Here is a 15,258-nt window from a genome sequence, read left to right on the forward strand (position 1 = left end):
CACATAATCTTTTTAAATTTCTTTACCTATCACTAAGTGAATAGGAGGGATCATCATGGCTCAGAAGATACTAGTGGAACAAGTTGTCAAAAGAAAAGCCATTGTTGTACAACCCAAGGATACAGTTGATAGGGTTGCAAAAATTCTCTCTAGGAACAAGGCCGGAAGTGCTGTTGTGATGGAAGGAGATGAAATTCTTGGAGTTGTTACTGAGAGAGATATTCTCGACAAAGTCGTTGCCAAAGGAAAGAATCCCAAGGAAGTCAAAGTTGAAGAAATTATGACAAAGAATCCAGTAAAAATCGAGTATGATTACGATATCGAGGATGTCATTGAATTAATGACGGAGAAAGGGGTGAGAAGAGTCCTTGTAACCAAGTTCGGAAAACCTATTGGATTTGTAACTGCAGCTGATATTCTTGCTGCACTAGCATCTCATAATCATGAGGAAGAAGAGGAAGAGAGGGAGGAGGAATCTGAAGTTTATGGAATATGTGAAGTTTGCGGTCAATATGGAGCACTATACAAGGTTTATCACGAAGGAAGAGAACTATGGGTTTGCGAGACATGTAAAGACTTAATTGAGGGACGATGAAGAGAAAGCACCTCCACGGATAGATGAAGAAACGCCCACGGACTGAGTCTTCACTCTTTAATTACAATTTCTATCTTTCTTCCCTCTCTGTAACCTTTCATGGCAGAAAGCATTCCCTTGATTGTCTTCTCTACAAGCTCTTGAACCCAATCTTTTAGGGGTAAAACCTGTCCATCAATTTTTATCGTAACTTTTGGAGTTGAGCTCAAAACGACACAATCCTTAACTGTCTTCTCTCCCTTGACAATTAGCTTCGCCATTTCCGCACAGTTGTATCCACACAGTCCACAATCTATATTTGGAAGCATGAAACCCTTCTTCTCCACTAGTTCCGCCAATTTTTCTGGTTCCTTTGTTGCATTTATTACTGGAAGCCCATCTATTTCCTTTATTCCTTTATTTGCAATTACCCCACTTACTGCAATTGCAAGGCCATTATTTAACTCCCTTACTTCCTCTTCACTTTTCGCGCAGATAACTTTTGGAACATGTGTTATACTTTTGAATCCTTCTATGAGCAAAATGTCCGCCGAAACCATTGAAAACAATGCATTTACATCTTTAGCTTTGAACAGTAAACCGTCTATGTCCTGGGCATGAACTATCACATAATCAGCTATTCTAGAGAACTTCCACGTGTCAGTTTCCTCTTTGTCAAAGTTTGAGTGCATGCTTTTGGCTATTGCAACTCTGTACCCTTTTTCCTTTTTTAATACTTTGGCAACGTTTTCCACACATGTCGTCTTCCCGCTCTTCTTGTATCCAACAAACTCCATAGCCTTCATTTTCTCACCCTACTCTAGTAGCATTATCCAGTTTATATCCTCCAACCCTATAAGCATCTGCTTTCCTCTATTTCCTATTACATCAACCACATCCTTGAGAAGGATTACCTCCTCATCAAAATCCTCTAACGTTCCAGTAAACGAGTGATCCCCTCCAACGGAAACTGCTACTTTATGCCCTTTCCATTCCTTGAGAACTTTTTCAAGTAGGCTTTCCATACCCATCCCTCCACCTTTCCCTGGGATAATAAGTTATAAGCTATTCTCCTTAAAGTTTGAAAAAGCTTTTAAGTTATAGAGCTCAATCACGGTAGGTGATACGTATGGAGGCCCCTCAAAATGTTGGAATTAAGAGGAGGCTAAAAAGATTCTTTAGGAGAGATGGAAGAGCTTTAATCTTCGCCATGGACCACGGCTTTGAGCACGGCCCTACGGACTTTGAGCCAGTTTGGGAGCATGTAAATCCAAGGGTTATAATCAGGAAAGTAGTAAGAGCTGGAATCGATGGAGTCATGATGCTCCCAGGACTTGCGAGAATAGCTGGTGACGAGGTTAAGCCAGAAGTTGGATTAATGATAAAGCTCACAAGCAAAACAAACCTGAGGCCCAAGCCAGAACAACTATTGCAGAGTCAATTAAGTTTTGTTGATGACGCAATAAAGCTTGGTGCAGATGCAATCGCCGCAACAGTCTACTGGGGTTCTCCTCAAGAAGATGTCATGATGAGACAGTTTGCAGAAATAGTGAGCTATGCTCACGACCTTGGTTACCCAGTAGTCCAATTTGCATACCCAAGAGGGCCCTACATTGACGAAAAGTACGGAAAGAAGGAAGACTACAGGGTAGTTATGTATGGAGCAAGAGCTGCTGCAGAAAGTGGAGCAGATATGATAAAGACCTATTGGACAGGATCAAAGGAGACGTTTGCAAAAGTCGTAGAAGCTGCCGCTGGTGTTCCAGTTCTTTTAAGTGGTGGAGCTAAGACCGAAAATCCTGTTGACTTCCTAAAGGTTGTCTGGGAAGTTATTGAAGCTGGAGGAGCTGGAGCAGTTGTTGGAAGAAATATATTCCAAAGAGAAAACCCAGAACCAATGATTAAGGCCCTCATTAGGGTAATCCACAGAAATGAAGATCCAGAGGAAGCTGCTAAGGCAGAAGGTCTCATTTGACTTTTCTTTTCTTTTGATAAAATTCTTAAACTCTTCTCTAGCTCGTCTTTTTGGTGATGACATGCTGTTACATACCTACAAATCATTTGATATGGAACTGCCACTAGTCAACATAAAAGATGCCGACTACGTGATTCTGGGCCTTCCCTATGATGGGACTACAAGCTATAAGCCAGGTGCAAGGTTTGGTCCAGTTTTAATAAGGCAAGCTACTCTAAATTTTGAGAGCTACATTTTGGATTATGACGTTGATTTAGCCGAAGCTAAGATAGCTGACGCTGGAGATGTAGCACTACCTGTGAGTATAGAAGAGGCACTAAAGGTCGCTGAGGAAACTGTGAGAGAGTTGAGAGAAATAAATCCCAAAGCTTTGCCAATATTCCTAGGTGGAGAGCATTCTATGACGCTAGCCCCAGTAAGAGTCCTCAAACCTAAGAGTTATGTAGTCTTTGATGCGCATTTGGACTTAAGAGACAGCTACGGGGGTTCAAAGTTCAACCATGCTTGTGTTGCTAGAAGAATAAATGAGTTGAGAGTAGAAGTGGCAATATTTGGAGTGAGGAGTGGGACTAAGGAGGAGGTGGATTTTGCACGGAAAAACGGAATAGAGTGGATTCATGCAAGAGACTACAGCTTTGAAGCGTTTGTAGATATTGTTAGCACTCTACCAGAGCCCATATACCTTTCAATTGACATAGATACCTTCGATGCATCTCTAGTTCCTGAAACTGGAACCCCAGAGCCTGGAGGATTAAGATTCTGGGACGTTGTGGAAGCTTTAGAATGGTTATCAGAGAGCAGGGAAGTCATTGGGATAGATATAATGGAAGTTGGAGGAGAAAAGCTGGGCAATGTAACAGCCTTAACTGGGGCAAAGCTCCTCTTCTACCTCCTGGGAATGTTCGAGGGGATTAAGAAATGAAATTCCTCGCCACATGCCCCCCTGGGAGAGAAGGAGATGCAATGCTCGAGCTCGAGTGGGCGTTGAATGCCAAGGTGAAAAGAACAAGGTGGGGGGGAGTTTTAATAGGAGAGACCCCGCTAGGAAAGCAGGAGGCAATAGAGAGAATAAAGACGTTTGAAACTTTCGCCCTTCAACGCTTTATCCCCATCGATTATGTAGTCCCTCTTGAGGAACTTGAAAATAAGATCGAAGAAATTGCCAAAACTATTCCCAGGGGGAAGTTTGCAGTTAGAGCTAAAGTTAGGGGAGCGAAAGTTGGGGAAAAGGAGCTTGAGAGAAAGTTGGGAAGCATAATAAAAAAGATAACTGAAAACCCAGTTGATTTAGAGAACCCCGATGTGATAGTTTTTGTCAATGTGTTAAAAAACAAAGCGTTGATCTCGATTTTAAGACCTGGAGAGATTGTCAAGAAGAAAGTTGAAGATTGAACTTAAAGCTTATATTTTCCTTCTTCCACTCACTGTAGGTGATTAAAAATGAAGCAGAGAAAAGGAGTGCTTATTATTTTGGATGGCCTTGGAGATAGACCCATAAAAGAGCTCGGAGGCAAAACTCCTTTAGAGTATGCAAATACACCCACCATGGATTACCTTGCCAAAATAGGGATTCTTGGGCAACAAGATCCAATAAAACCTGGCCAACCAGCAGGAAGTGATACTGCCCACCTAAGCATCTTCGGATATGATCCCTATAAGAGTTACAGGGGGAGAGGATATTTTGAGGCTCTTGGTGTTGGTTTGGAGTTAGACGAGGACGATCTAGCATTCAGAGTAAATTTTGCAACTTTGGAGAATGGAGTGATAACAGATAGAAGAGCCGGAAGGATTAGCACTGAGGAGGCTCATGAACTAGCAAAGGCAATACAGGAGAATGTAGATATTCCAGTAGACTTCATATTCAAAGGCGCAACTGGACACAGAGCTGTTCTGGTTTTGAAAGGAATGGCAGAGGGATACAAAGTTGGAGAGAACGATCCTCATGAGGCAGGAAAACCACCCCACCCCTTCACCTGGGAAGATGAAGCGAGCAAGAAGGTTGCCGAAATCCTGGAAGAGTTTGTCAAAAAAGCCCATGAAGTCCTTGATAAGCATCCAATAAATGAGAAGCGCAGAAAAGAAGGGAAACCAGTGGCAAATTACCTCTTAATTAGAGGGGCGGGTACTTATCCAAACATCCCAATGAAATTCACGGAGCAGTGGAAGGTTAAGGCCGCCGCAGTAGTTGCAGTAGCTTTGGTAAAGGGAGTTGCAAAGGCCATTGGATTTGACGTTTATACTCCAAAAGGAGCTACTGGAGAGTACAATACCGATGAGATGGCCAAGGCTAGAAAGGCAGTTGAATTGCTGAAGGATTACGACTTTGTCTTCATACACTTCAAGCCAACAGATGCAGCTGGCCACGACAACAATCCAAAGCTAAAGGCAGAGCTAATAGAAAGAGCCGATAGGATGATTAAATACATAGTGGATCACGTTGATCTGGAGGATGTAGTCATAGCAATAACTGGAGACCACTCAACTCCATGTGAAGTTATGAACCACAGTGGGGATCCAGTTCCACTTTTGATAGCTGGAGGAGGAGTTAGGGCAGATTACACGGAGAAGTTCGGCGAAAGAGAGGCAATGCGCGGAGGCCTTGGAAGGATAAGAGGGCACGACATAGTCCCAATTATGATGGATTTAATGAATAGGACTGAGAAGTTCGGCGCCTGATCTTTCTTATTTCTCTTTCTACTGAAATTACCTTTTCGTTTCTTAACTTAGCGTTTTGGTAGAAACCTTAATTAAGGTGTATATCAAAACTATTTTGGTGTGAAATTATGAAAAGGGTAAATGCATTCAACGACCTTAAGCGTATAGGAGATGATAAGGTAACGGCAATTGGAATGGGAACATGGGGAATAGGAGGGAGAGAGACCCCAGACTATTCTAGGGATAAGGAAAGCATAGAAGCAATAAGATATGGACTTGAATTAGGAATGAATTTAATCGACACAGCGGAATTCTATGGAGCTGGTCATGCTGAGGAAATAGTTGGAGAGGCCATTAAAGAATTCGAACGTGAGGACATCTTCATAGTGAGCAAGGTCTGGCCAACTCACTTTGGGTATGAGGAAGCAAAGAAGGCTGCTAGAGCAAGTGCTAAAAGGTTAGGAACTTATATTGACCTTTATTTGTTGCACTGGCCCGTTGATGACTTCAAGAAGATAGAGGAGACACTTCACGCTTTGGAAGACCTCGTAGATGAGGGAGTGATAAGGTACATTGGAGTTAGCAACTTCAATCTGGAACTTCTCCAGCGCTCCCAGGAGGTCATGAGGAAGTATGAGATTGTAGCAAATCAAGTTAAATACTCAGTGAAAGACCGCTGGCCCGAAACTACAGGACTTCTCGACTACATGAAGCGTGAAGGAATAGCATTAATGGCGTACACACCTCTAGAAAAGGGAACTCTTGCAAGGAATGAATGTCTAGCTAAAATTGGAGAAAAATACGGAAAAACAGCTGCTCAAGTGGCTTTAAACTACCTGATTTGGGAGGAAAATGTTGTAGCAATTCCAAAAGCAAGCAACAAGGAACACCTCAAAGAAAACTTTGGAGCTATGGGATGGAGGCTTTCAGAGGAGGATAGAGAGATGGCAAGGAGGTGTGTGTGATGTTTGGGTATAAGGGAAAAATTGCAAGGGTTAACCTCACAACTGGGAAAGTTAAGTATGAAGACCTTCCAGAAGAGATAATCAGGAAGTTTATAGGTGGAAAAGGGCTTGGATATTACATTATCTACAAGGAAGTTCCTCCTGGGACAGACCCCCTAAGCCCCGCAAATAAGTTTGTATTTGCAACTGGAGGGTTAACAGGCCTAGTCCCAGGGGGAAGCAAGGTAATTGCAGTCTCAAAGAGCCCAACCACTAGGCTTATCACAGATTCCAGTGGAGGAGATGCTTTTGGCCCAAAGCTCAAGGGGCATTTTGATGCCCTAATAATAGAGGGAAGATCTGAAGAGCCCGTCTATCTATACATTCACGACGGAAAAGTTGAAATAAACCCAGCTGAGCACCTATGGGGTAAGGGCACTTATGAAGTGGCAAAAGAAATCTGGAAAGATCATCCAAGTGCTAGCATAGCAATGATAGGACCAGCAGGAGAGAAGATGAGTAGAATGGCAAATGTTGTTTACGACACCGAGAGGGCCAGCGGAAGGGGAGGACTCGGCGCAGTGCTCGGAAGCAAGAGAGTTAAAGCTATCGTGGTAGAGCCTGGGGAGAGACCAAAAGTCGCTCATACTGAAGAGTTCCAACAACTGTGGAGTGAGTTTTACAAAAAGTTCTCTACTGATCCAAAGTACGCTGACACTAGAAAATACGGAACTACAACTGCTCTCCTGTGGGCAGCTGAAGTTGGAATGGGTTCAGCTTATAATTTCTCCAAACCGCACATTCCTGAAGAGCTGGCTAAGAAGCTTTCGGGCCTCGAAATCGAGAGATATGAGATAGAGCCTGAATGGTATATCCACGGAAAGAGCTGCCCCATAAAGTGCAGCATGTATATGGAAATTGAGTACAAAGGGAAGAAGATAAGAGTTAAGCCCGAATATGAAAGTTTGGGAATGCTCGGAGCTGCCACGGGAGTATTTGACTTGCCAGCAGTTTCTTACTTCATTTGGCTGGTTAACAACTATGGACTCGACAGCATAGCTACTGGAAATACCATTGCATGGTTCTTAGAACTGGTTGAGAGAGGACTCATTACAGAGGAAGAAATTGGATTTCCAGTAAAGGGATTTGGAGATGCAGAGGCAGTGGAAAGGCTAATTCACCTAATAGCGGAGAGAAAGGGAATAGGCGCAGTTTTAGCTGACGGTGTTAAGAGAGCCTGCGAAAGATTAGGAAGAGGATGCGAATTCGCTGTTCATGTTAAAGGATTGGAATCCCCTGCCTGGGATCCCAGGGGAAGGAGAACCTACGCGTTAAGCTATGCTACAGCTGACATTGGTGCTTCCCACTTGAGGGGATGGCCAAGCCCTCACCAATTGCCAAACGATGGACCAGCGAAGGAGTTAGTCCCATCGCTCATTGAGGACAGAGACTACATGTACATTATAAACATGCTAGGTGTGTGCAAGTTCGTCCCGTACACGCTTGACGATTTGGCTAAGCTATATTCCCTAGCTACTGGAGAAGAATGGTCAGTGGAGAAGCTAAGGAGAGTTGCGCAGGCTGTAGAGAGCATGGCAAGAATTTACAATGCACTCGAGTGGATTACACCACCATTAGATGATACAATACCACCACGCTGGTGGGAGCCAGAAAAAGATGGTCCAGCAAAGGGAAACGCAGCATTCATTGATTACAACGACTTCTTGGAGGCAAGGAGAGAGTTCTACAGGCTAAGGGGATGGGATGAAGAGTTGGGCGTTCCACTACCAGAAACAATGGAGAAACTTGGATACCCAGAGTTCAAGGAAGATGCAAAGAGAGCATTGGAAGTAGTTAAGAGGAGAATGCTCAATACTGCTCTCTCATAGTCCTTATAACAGGGTCGTGGATTAAAGTTGACGCTATGCTATCCACCATCCTGAAGAACTCTTCTTTTCCTTTTTCCAAGTCTAAATTTTCCACCTTAATTATTTTGCAACTCTTTCCCAACACCCACTTCCCCAACACTATTTTTTCCTTTCCATTTTTCTTAGCATCCACTCTCGCAAGCCCGTAGGGAATATCTGCAGTCCACCAGTTTGCACTAAAGGTTACATCCCATCCGCTCTCCCTAATAGCTCTCTCTAATATTTCCAAAGTATCTCTTGGCCCATAAGGAGTCTTAAAAGTTATCACAAGCCAAAGCCCATCCTTCTCAATGTTTTCTCTAATGATGTCATTTATTTTCACAACTCACACCCCCTTAGTAAGAGCTCCCGCTAAGAAGCTTATAACTGCTACGAAAGTTGCAATTTTCAATAATTTTTGACCTTTGCTGGCCGCTTTTGGATCTCTAAGAACATCAATGCTTGCTTTTATAATAATAATGTCCACAATTATTATGGGAGCATACCCAAGACCTATTCCTACCTTTACTGGAAGGAAAGAAGCTATTACTGTAAGAAATCCAAAAATCGCTGCTATTATTGCAGCTTTCTTCTCTCCTATTATTATGGGAAGGGTTCTCGCTCCTAAAGCTTTGTCTCCCTCAATATCTTCAATATCCTTCATTATTTCCCTTGAAACGTTAACTAGGAACGCACAAATTGCCAAATACCCAGCTAATCCTATTCTACCCACTCCAATTGCCCCATATATTGGAGTTGCCGCCGTTAAGGCTGCTACTGTTATGTTCCCAACGAGGGGGAGAGGTTTGAGCTTCCATCCATATAAGAACGTCAGGAAGTACGCAATTGTGGCAAAGACAAAAGCCCTTATATTTAGGAAATAAGCGAGTATACTTCCAATAGCATATTGAAGAAGGGCATAGTACAGAGCTGCTCTCCTGGACATGGCACCCCTGGGAAGAGGCCTGTTCGGCCTGTTTATTTTGTCAATTTCATAATCAAAGTAATCATTGGCGGTGTTCCCTCCAGAACATCCAAAGTAAACCACCCAAAAAATTAATGTGAGGGTTTTAATGTCTGGAATTCCTTCATAGGCCACCAATGCTCCCAAAATTCCAACTATTCCGGCAAGGATACAATTATGAGGTCTCATTATCTCTATGAATCCCTTGACTTCCATCTCTTGCTCGCCCATCTAAATATAGGAAAAGTTTTATAAATAACATCCCTAACCCGATTAGCAGTTAGAGAAAAAACCTCTACTTCTGGAGGTGTAGGGAATGGTTGAGATGAAGTTTGAGATACCAGTATGTACCTCATGTGGAAGGGAGATAACACCCAGGGAGCACGCTACTCACTTTATCTGTCCAAACTGCGGTGAGGCAGTAATATGGAGATGTGAAAGCTGTAGGGTTTTAGCAAAGCCCTATAAGTGCCCCAATTGCGGATGGGAGGGACCCTGAATGGGCGACTTTAATTTGGTTGGTGTAATTAGAGTGATGCCAACAGATCCCGAAGTGAACTTGGATGAGCTTGAGGAAAAGTTGAAGGCACTAATTCCAGAGAAGTATGGACTTGCAAAGGTTGAAAGAGAACCCATAGCCTTTGGACTAGTAGCACTGAAGTTCTACGTTCTTGGAAGGGACGAGGAAGGGTACTCCTTCGACGAAATAGCAGAAAAGTTCCAAGAAGTAGAAGAGGTAGAAAGTGCAGAAGTTGAAACTGTCTCAAGAATTTAAAGTGACAAATTGACCTTTGGCTTCTTTAGTTCATCTAAAAATTCCTTCATTTCTTCATTTTCAATTTTATTGTAAAGCTCTTCAAATTCCTTTTTAGCTTCCTCTTTTCCAAGCTTCCATTCTGCAAGCTTCTCTATCGCCTGGAAGAAGAATTTTGTATCATCTTCGAACAGCTCTGCAAAGAGCGAAGCTACCTCTTTTAACTCCGCATACTTCTCTTCATTGTACAGCTCTTCAATGAATTCTAGAACTGCCTCAAATGCCGTTTCAAAGAGATATTCATCATCTCCAGATCTTAAGAGGGCATTTCTAAGGGAGAGAGCTGCCTTTTTGTAATTTTCCAATGCAGAGTGAATTTCACTCTCTACAAGTCTCCCGTGAACCTCTATTTCATCATCAAGGGGATTTCTAAGAACTTCTTCTATTATCTGCATGGCCTTTTCATATTCCCCAAGCTCGTAATAGAAGTGGGCCAAGTCTATTAGGGCTATGTGGTAATTCTTAGTGTCATTAATTTTCTCAAAAATATCTTTTGCCTCACTCATTAATTTTATTGCCTCATCTGCCTCTCCAAGCTCATCTTTAACGACAGCTATGTTAGCCAAAGTTAAAGCTATCTCCCTCTCATTTCCCAACTCTTTTTCAATTTCTAAGAGCTCCTGATAAATTTTCAAAGCCTCTTCAGGCATTCCCATGTGCTCATACTCTTCAGCTAAATAGTATAGAGCTTCAGCATATTTTTCCTTATCTCCTTTCCTTCTCTCAACAATTTTCTTATAGAGCTCAATTCCTTTTTCAGGCTCTCCTAAATGCTCGTATAAGTGAGAAATTTCGTGAATAATGTCGAAGTCTTCACACTCAACTGCCGCTTCTCCAATCTCCTTTAAAGCCTCTCTAAGCTTTTCCTCATCCTCTATCTGCTCTAAATACTCGTCCAGCAACTCAAGTATTGTTTCACAATCCCTGTTTTTTATTGCTTCTTTGATTTTTTCTTCAACCATTTCTCTCACCTAGATGTTGAAAAATTTAAACATGTTAAAACCTTTATTGTTTGAGGTAAATTAAAACTAAATCATGTCTATATTTACCAAAATTTGGATTGTTAATTTCCCATTGATCAATTAAAGGCCAAAAAGGGAAAAATAAATAAAGGTTAGTATAGTTAATGTAATATGGTGAGCTAAGATGAACAAGAAAATTAGCATGCTATTAATTGTACTTCTAGGGATAGCAGTGTTTGCCAGTGGATGCATTGGAGGGGGAGGTGCAAAGATAGTCTGGGCTTCTACCCAGCTCAACCCACCAGAAGAGAGAGCGTTTGTTTTAAACGAGCTAATTCCTCCATTCAAGGAGGAGACAGGGATTGACGTAGAGTTTGTTCCACTAAGCTATGCTGACCTCTCAACTAGACTTGAGGCTGAGATGAGCTCTGGAGAAGTAACCCTAGATGTGGTTGCAGACCTTCACGGGGGATTGGATTACTTCAACTCCAAAGGATGGCTAACTGATCTTTCCGGAAAGATAAAGGAACTGCAAGGAAGAACATTTATTGAGAGCTACCTACAATACGCCACAGATCAAAATGGAAAAGTATTCTACGTTCCATGGATGAGTGCTACCTACGTAATGGTGGTCAATAAGGAAGCATTCAAGTACCTGCCTGAAGGCCTAACTCAGGAAGATGTAATGAAGGGGACGGAGAAGTGGACTTACGATGCCCTCCTAGAGTGGCTTGAGAATATATACAAGCAGACTGGAAAGAAGGCCTTTGGATTACCCGCTGGTCCAAAGGGACTACTCCATAGGTTCATCCACGGCTACCTATACCCAAGCTTTACTGGGTATGAGACAAAGAAATTCGATAGCCCTGAGGCCCTAGAGATGTGGGATTACTTCAAAGACCTCTGGGAGTACACTAACCCAGCCTCAACAACGTGGGATGCCATGGCAGATCCTCTACTGCAAGGGGATGTTTTGATTGCATGGGATCACACAGCTAGAATAAAGAATGCAATAACCACAAAGCCCGATCAATTCGTTGTAGTCCCAGTTCCCAGGGGGCCAAAGGGAAGAGGATTCATTGTTGTTCTAGCCGGACTTGCCATACCCAAGAATGCTCCACACCAGGAAGAAGCATGGAAGTTGATTGAATACTTAACAAGGCCAGAAACCCAGGTTAAAGTAATGGAGAAGGTAGGATTCTTCCCAACAGTTAAGGAGGCAAGCAATGCAGTTCCTGAGGGCCCACTAAAGATTTTAGTTAACGGAGTTACTGCCCAGTCCTCAACAAGCGATGCCTTAATCGTCATGATCCCCAACCTGGGAGAGAAGGGTGGAGAGTTCAGCGCAATTTACAGAGATGCCTTCACTAGAATAGTACTCAACGGAGAGGATCCAGAGAGTGTGCTGAAAGAGTTGGGTCCAAAGCTTCACAAACTCTTTGAAGAGGTAGGAGTTCCAGAGCCTTGATTTTATTCCCTTTTTTCTTTCTTTTTAGGTGATGGGCAATGAAAATAAGAAGTTCTCATATTCCCTACCTTTTAATTTTACCGGCCGTGGCTTACCTAGCGTTTTTCATTGGCTATCCTCTGATTCAAGCCCTTTACCTAGCTTTCACTAAGAATGGCGCGTTTTCATTGGATACAGTTAGGAGAGCCACTTCTGATCCAATGTTTTGGCAGGCGCTAAAATATACAATTCTACTGGCTATAACCATAGTTCCCCTCCAACTTATCCTCGCATTGATACTGGCTTTGGCCGTTAATGGGTCATTTAAAGGAAGAGATTTCGCTATATACGCCCTAGTTATACCTTTAACGATAAGTGATGTAGCCGCTGGCTTGATTTGGTATACAATGCTTGCCGATTATGGATTTTTAAATAAGCTTCTCTTGAACCTGGGATTAATTTCAGAACCAATTCACTTCTTCGGGTATGAATATAGGATGATGGAATTCCTAGCCATAGTTATTGCAGAAGTTTGGAGAGCTACTGCCATAGTCTTCGTAATTTTGGTTGCAGGACTTCAAATGATAAGTAAGGAGTATCTAGAGGCTGCTGAAGTTTTTGGAGCTGGCTACTGGACAAGACTTAGGAAAATAGTAATTCCAATGCTAAAGCCCAGCATTCAAAGCGCCCTCATTATTAGAACGCTCTTCGCCATGCAGGTCTTCGGTATTGTCTGGATATTAGCGGGAAGAGACATCCCAGTGTTGGCCGGAGAGGGATTCTATCAATTGGTGGAGATAAAGGATTATGGAGTGGCCTCAATATACGCCTTAACAATAGCTGCATTATCAATACTCCTCGGAGCATTGTACATTAAGTTCCTGAAAGCTGAATATCTGGAGGTGAGAACATGAACGAGAAAACACTTTTTATGCTTAAAAAAGTCCTATTTTATGCGTTCATCTTTACCGTCGTTGCCTGGATAATAATTCCCCTCATTGTTTCAGCCCTCTACGCGTTCTCAACAAAGACAGATTACTATGACCCAAACAAGGTAATACCCACCAGCTTTACTTCGGAGTGGGTAAAGATAATCCTCTTTACACTTGGGGCCTGGGATGGAATCAAGAATAGTGTAATTGTAGCTTTACTAACAATAGCAATCTCGTTTTTGCTGGGAGTTCCAGCGGGATATGCTATTGCAAGGTACGTATTTAAAGGTAAGGACACAATAAAGCTTTCCATAATAGCACTGAGAATGTTTCCAATTCCAATAATGGCGATTCCATTGGTTGTCCTCTACATAAAATTACATCTAGTTGATACACTCCTGGGTGTTGCGTTAGCTCATACTGCTATGGCATTACCCTTTGTAGTATTGATAACTTCAAGCATATTCGCCAGTGTTGATAAAGAGCTGGAAGAGGCTGCGATGGTCTTTGGCCTAACTAGATTTGGGGCATTTAAAGCGATAACTCTACCTCTAGCTCTTCCTGGGTTAGCCGCGGCTGCAATGTTCACCTTTGTAATGAGCTGGAATGAGGTATTTGTTGCTTCAGTATTAACCCTCAAAAACAGAACCCTACCTGCTCAAACCCTCTCCATAGTTGCGGGCGCAGCAGGAGGTGCAGCTCCTGCCTACTACAAGTTCGCGGCCGCCTTTATAATGGTTCTACCAGCAATGTTGTTCATATTCTTCGCTAGGAAGTACCTGATAACCATGTGGGGAATAACACTGAGGTGATAAAGATGGTTGAGGTAAGGTTAGAGAATCTCACAAAAAAGTTTGGAGATTTTACCGCAGTTAATAGCTTAAATCTCACGATTAAGGATGGAGAATTCCTAGTGTTATTGGGCCCCTCAGGATGTGGAAAGACGACAACTTTGAGAATGATTGCAGGGCTTGAAGAACCAACGTCTGGGAAAATATACTTCGGGGATAGAGACGTCACATACCTCCCTCCAAAAGATAGAAATGTAAGCATGGTTTTCCAGAGCTATGCCGTGTGGCCTCACATGACAGTTTATGAGAACATAGCCTTTCCGCTTAAGATCAAGAAGTATCCAAAAGATGAGATAGAGAGGAGAGTCAAGTGGGCTGCAGAGCTCCTGCAAATTGAAGAATTACTTGACAGATATCCAGCACAGCTCTCTGGAGGACAGAGGCAGAGAGTCGCAGTTGCCAGGGCCATAGTTGTAGAGCCAGATGTATTGCTTATGGATGAGCCGTTAAGCAACTTGGATGCTAAATTAAGAGTCGCTATGAGGGCTGAGATAAAGAAGTTGCAACAGAAGCTTAAGGTCACTACAATCTACGTAACCCACGACCAAGTTGAGGCAATGACTATGGGAGATAGAATTGCAGTAATGAACAGAGGAAAGTTACTCCAAGTTGGCTCGCCTACTGAAGTTTACTTAAACCCCAACTCCGTCTTTGTAGCCACCTTTATAGGAGCTCCAGAAATGAATATTTTAGAAGTTTCAGTAGGCGAAGGATACCTGGAAGGAGAAGGATTTAAGATAGAGCTCCCAGATGACATAATGGAAGCATTGAGGAACTATATAGGGAAAACCGTTCTCTTTGGAATACGTCCCGAACATATGGTAATTGAAGGGATAAGCGAACTTGCCCACATGAGAAGAACTGCAAAGATAAAGGGAGTTGTGGATTTCGTTGAGGCACTGGGAACAGATACAATAGTGCACGTTAGGTTCGAGGAGTCAATTATAAAAGTTAAGCTTCCTGGCCATATTCCTTTGGAGATAGGAAAAGAGGTATCTGTGCTAATAGATCTAGACAAGATTCATATATTTGACAAGAATTCAGAAAAGGCCATAATTTAATTGACATTTTTTCAAATATCCTTCTTTCCTTGTTTCTTTATCATGCATTGATGGTGCAACATTAATTGTCTAAATGCCAGCTAGGTAGTTAAACTCTTCACCAATTTACTAGAGTCATTTATGGATATTTTAGCCAAATGCTAATTTTCTTTCCACAACCCATAAAAGCTAC

Annotated in this window: 18 protein-coding genes; 13 read left to right on the plus strand and 5 right to left on the minus strand. The window is 42.5% G+C overall.

Annotated features, from left to right (window positions below; genetic code table 11):
• Window positions 1-55 precede the first annotated feature (55 nt).
• Complete coding sequence (locus tag ACMFNG_RS02365) at window positions 56-595, plus strand: CBS domain-containing protein (RefSeq protein ID WP_011013095.1); 540 nt, start codon at window positions 56-58, stop codon at window positions 593-595.
• 50 nt (window positions 596-645) lie between these two features.
• Here the strand turns inward: ACMFNG_RS02365 and ACMFNG_RS02370 are convergent, their stop codons facing one another.
• Both ACMFNG_RS02370 and ACMFNG_RS02375 read right to left on the minus strand, forming a co-directional pair.
• Window positions 646-1,380: a molybdopterin-guanine dinucleotide biosynthesis protein MobB gene (locus tag ACMFNG_RS02370; protein WP_011013096.1), complete on the minus strand. Its 735-nt coding sequence runs from the start codon at window positions 1,378-1,380 to the stop codon at window positions 646-648.
• Between the two features lie 9 nt (window positions 1,381-1,389).
• Window positions 1,390-1,599, minus strand: a complete 210-nt coding sequence (locus ACMFNG_RS02375; RefSeq protein ID WP_014835525.1) for an LSm family protein — start codon at window positions 1,597-1,599, stop codon at window positions 1,390-1,392.
• 104 nt (window positions 1,600-1,703) lie between these two features.
• On the opposite strand from ACMFNG_RS02375, the gene fba reads away from it, so the two are divergent.
• From fba to ACMFNG_RS02405, 6 genes are all read left to right on the plus strand, one after another.
• Window positions 1,704-2,549: a class I fructose-bisphosphate aldolase gene (gene fba, locus ACMFNG_RS02380; RefSeq protein WP_430515193.1), complete on the plus strand. Its 846-nt coding sequence runs from the start codon at window positions 1,704-1,706 to the stop codon at window positions 2,547-2,549.
• A gap of 61 nt (window positions 2,550-2,610) precedes the next feature.
• Window positions 2,611-3,471: an agmatinase gene (gene speB, locus ACMFNG_RS02385; protein ID WP_014835524.1), complete on the plus strand. Its 861-nt coding sequence runs from the start codon at window positions 2,611-2,613 to the stop codon at window positions 3,469-3,471.
• Entirely contained in the window at window positions 3,468-3,941 is a 474-nt protein-coding gene (locus ACMFNG_RS02390; RefSeq protein ID WP_011013100.1) for a THUMP domain-containing protein, read from the plus strand. The genes speB and ACMFNG_RS02390 overlap by 4 nt, the downstream gene beginning before the upstream one ends.
• 48 nt (window positions 3,942-3,989) lie before the next feature.
• Window positions 3,990-5,225 carry a 2,3-bisphosphoglycerate-independent phosphoglycerate mutase gene (locus tag ACMFNG_RS02395; protein WP_011013101.1) on the plus strand — a complete coding sequence of 412 codons (1,236 nt, stop codon included), beginning with the start codon at window positions 3,990-3,992 and terminating at the stop codon, window positions 5,223-5,225.
• A gap of 107 nt (window positions 5,226-5,332) precedes the next feature.
• Window positions 5,333-6,169: an aldo/keto reductase gene (locus tag ACMFNG_RS02400; protein WP_011013102.1), complete on the plus strand. Its 837-nt coding sequence runs from the start codon at window positions 5,333-5,335 to the stop codon at window positions 6,167-6,169.
• Window positions 6,169-8,037, plus strand: coding sequence for an aldehyde ferredoxin oxidoreductase family protein (locus ACMFNG_RS02405; RefSeq protein WP_011013103.1), 1,869 nt, complete (start codon window positions 6,169-6,171; stop codon window positions 8,035-8,037). Before ACMFNG_RS02400 ends, ACMFNG_RS02405 begins: the two co-directional genes overlap by 1 nt.
• Here ACMFNG_RS02405 and ACMFNG_RS02410 read toward each other — a convergent pair.
• Together ACMFNG_RS02410 and ACMFNG_RS02415 are read right to left on the minus strand one after the other, a co-directional pair.
• A complete protein-coding gene (locus tag ACMFNG_RS02410; protein WP_011013104.1) occupies window positions 8,018-8,398 on the minus strand; it encodes a hypothetical protein in 381 nt (126 codons plus the stop codon). The genes ACMFNG_RS02405 and ACMFNG_RS02410 overlap by 20 nt on opposite strands.
• 3 nt (window positions 8,399-8,401) lie before the next feature.
• A complete protein-coding gene (locus ACMFNG_RS02415) occupies window positions 8,402-9,235 on the minus strand; it encodes a geranylgeranylglycerol-phosphate geranylgeranyltransferase (RefSeq protein ID WP_011013105.1) in 834 nt (277 codons plus the stop codon).
• A 100-nt stretch (window positions 9,236-9,335) separates the two neighbouring features.
• Between ACMFNG_RS02415 and ACMFNG_RS02420 the strand changes: the two genes are divergently transcribed.
• A complete protein-coding gene (locus ACMFNG_RS02420) occupies window positions 9,336-9,518 on the plus strand; it encodes a zinc finger domain-containing protein (RefSeq protein WP_011013106.1) in 183 nt (60 codons plus the stop codon).
• Window positions 9,519-9,794, plus strand: coding sequence for an elongation factor 1-beta (locus tag ACMFNG_RS02425; RefSeq protein WP_011013107.1), 276 nt, complete (start codon window positions 9,519-9,521; stop codon window positions 9,792-9,794).
• On the opposite strand, the gene ACMFNG_RS02430 is transcribed toward ACMFNG_RS02425, so the two are convergent.
• Window positions 9,791-10,795, minus strand: a complete 1,005-nt coding sequence (locus ACMFNG_RS02430; RefSeq protein ID WP_011013108.1) for a tetratricopeptide repeat protein — start codon at window positions 10,793-10,795, stop codon at window positions 9,791-9,793. The two genes, ACMFNG_RS02425 and ACMFNG_RS02430, sit on opposite strands and share 4 nt — an antisense overlap.
• Window positions 10,796-10,979: 184 nt before the next feature.
• Here ACMFNG_RS02430 and ACMFNG_RS02435 point away from each other — a divergent pair, with 184 nt between their 5' ends.
• The 4 genes from ACMFNG_RS02435 to ACMFNG_RS02450 are packed head-to-tail and all read left to right on the plus strand — an operon-like array spanning window position 10,980 to window position 15,086.
• A complete protein-coding gene (locus ACMFNG_RS02435; protein WP_011013109.1) occupies window positions 10,980-12,263 on the plus strand; it encodes an ABC transporter substrate-binding protein in 1,284 nt (427 codons plus the stop codon).
• Window positions 12,264-12,301: 38 nt separating this feature from the next.
• Window positions 12,302-13,156 carry a carbohydrate ABC transporter permease gene (locus tag ACMFNG_RS02440; RefSeq protein WP_011013110.1) on the plus strand — a complete coding sequence of 285 codons (855 nt, stop codon included), beginning with the start codon at window positions 12,302-12,304 and terminating at the stop codon, window positions 13,154-13,156.
• On the plus strand, window positions 13,153-13,986 hold the full coding sequence (locus ACMFNG_RS02445) for a carbohydrate ABC transporter permease (RefSeq protein ID WP_011013111.1): 834 nt from the start codon (window positions 13,153-13,155) through the stop codon (window positions 13,984-13,986). Before ACMFNG_RS02440 ends, ACMFNG_RS02445 begins: the two co-directional genes overlap by 4 nt.
• 5 nt (window positions 13,987-13,991) lie before the next feature.
• Window positions 13,992-15,086, plus strand: a complete 1,095-nt coding sequence (locus tag ACMFNG_RS02450) for an ABC transporter ATP-binding protein (RefSeq protein WP_014835523.1) — start codon at window positions 13,992-13,994, stop codon at window positions 15,084-15,086.
• Window positions 15,087-15,258: the final 172 nt, after the last annotated feature.

The organism is Pyrococcus woesei (genome assembly GCF_050496105.1).
Taxonomy (GTDB): domain Archaea; phylum Methanobacteriota_B; class Thermococci; order Thermococcales; family Thermococcaceae; genus Pyrococcus; species Pyrococcus furiosus.

Coding starts and splice junctions, on each gene's coding strand:
- ACMFNG_RS02435 (WP_011013109.1), top strand. CDS start 10,980: ATGAACAAGAAAATTAGCATGCTATTAATTGTACTTCTAGGGATAGCA.
- ACMFNG_RS02430 (WP_011013108.1), bottom strand. CDS start 10,795: ATGGTTGAAGAAAAAATCAAAGAAGCAATAAAAAACAGGGATTGTGAA.
- ACMFNG_RS02415 (WP_011013105.1), bottom strand. CDS start 9,235: ATGGAAGTCAAGGGATTCATAGAGATAATGAGACCTCATAATTGTATC.
- ACMFNG_RS02375 (WP_014835525.1), bottom strand. CDS start 1,599: ATGGAAAGCCTACTTGAAAAAGTTCTCAAGGAATGGAAAGGGCATAAA.
- ACMFNG_RS02420 (WP_011013106.1), top strand. CDS start 9,336: ATGGTTGAGATGAAGTTTGAGATACCAGTATGTACCTCATGTGGAAGG.
- ACMFNG_RS02390 (WP_011013100.1), top strand. CDS start 3,468: ATGAAATTCCTCGCCACATGCCCCCCTGGGAGAGAAGGAGATGCAATG.
- ACMFNG_RS02370 (WP_011013096.1), bottom strand. CDS start 1,380: ATGAAGGCTATGGAGTTTGTTGGATACAAGAAGAGCGGGAAGACGACA.
- ACMFNG_RS02400 (WP_011013102.1), top strand. CDS start 5,333: ATGAAAAGGGTAAATGCATTCAACGACCTTAAGCGTATAGGAGATGAT.
- ACMFNG_RS02450 (WP_014835523.1), top strand. CDS start 13,992: ATGGTTGAGGTAAGGTTAGAGAATCTCACAAAAAAGTTTGGAGATTTT.
- ACMFNG_RS02395 (WP_011013101.1), top strand. CDS start 3,990: ATGAAGCAGAGAAAAGGAGTGCTTATTATTTTGGATGGCCTTGGAGAT.
- ACMFNG_RS02440 (WP_011013110.1), top strand. CDS start 12,302: ATGAAAATAAGAAGTTCTCATATTCCCTACCTTTTAATTTTACCGGCC.
- ACMFNG_RS02445 (WP_011013111.1), top strand. CDS start 13,153: ATGAACGAGAAAACACTTTTTATGCTTAAAAAAGTCCTATTTTATGCG.
- ACMFNG_RS02405 (WP_011013103.1), top strand. CDS start 6,169: ATGTTTGGGTATAAGGGAAAAATTGCAAGGGTTAACCTCACAACTGGG.
- ACMFNG_RS02425 (WP_011013107.1), top strand. CDS start 9,519: ATGGGCGACTTTAATTTGGTTGGTGTAATTAGAGTGATGCCAACAGAT.
- fba (WP_430515193.1), top strand. CDS start 1,704: ATGGAGGCCCCTCAAAATGTTGGAATTAAGAGGAGGCTAAAAAGATTC.
- ACMFNG_RS02365 (WP_011013095.1), top strand. CDS start 56: ATGGCTCAGAAGATACTAGTGGAACAAGTTGTCAAAAGAAAAGCCATT.
- speB (WP_014835524.1), top strand. CDS start 2,611: ATGCTGTTACATACCTACAAATCATTTGATATGGAACTGCCACTAGTC.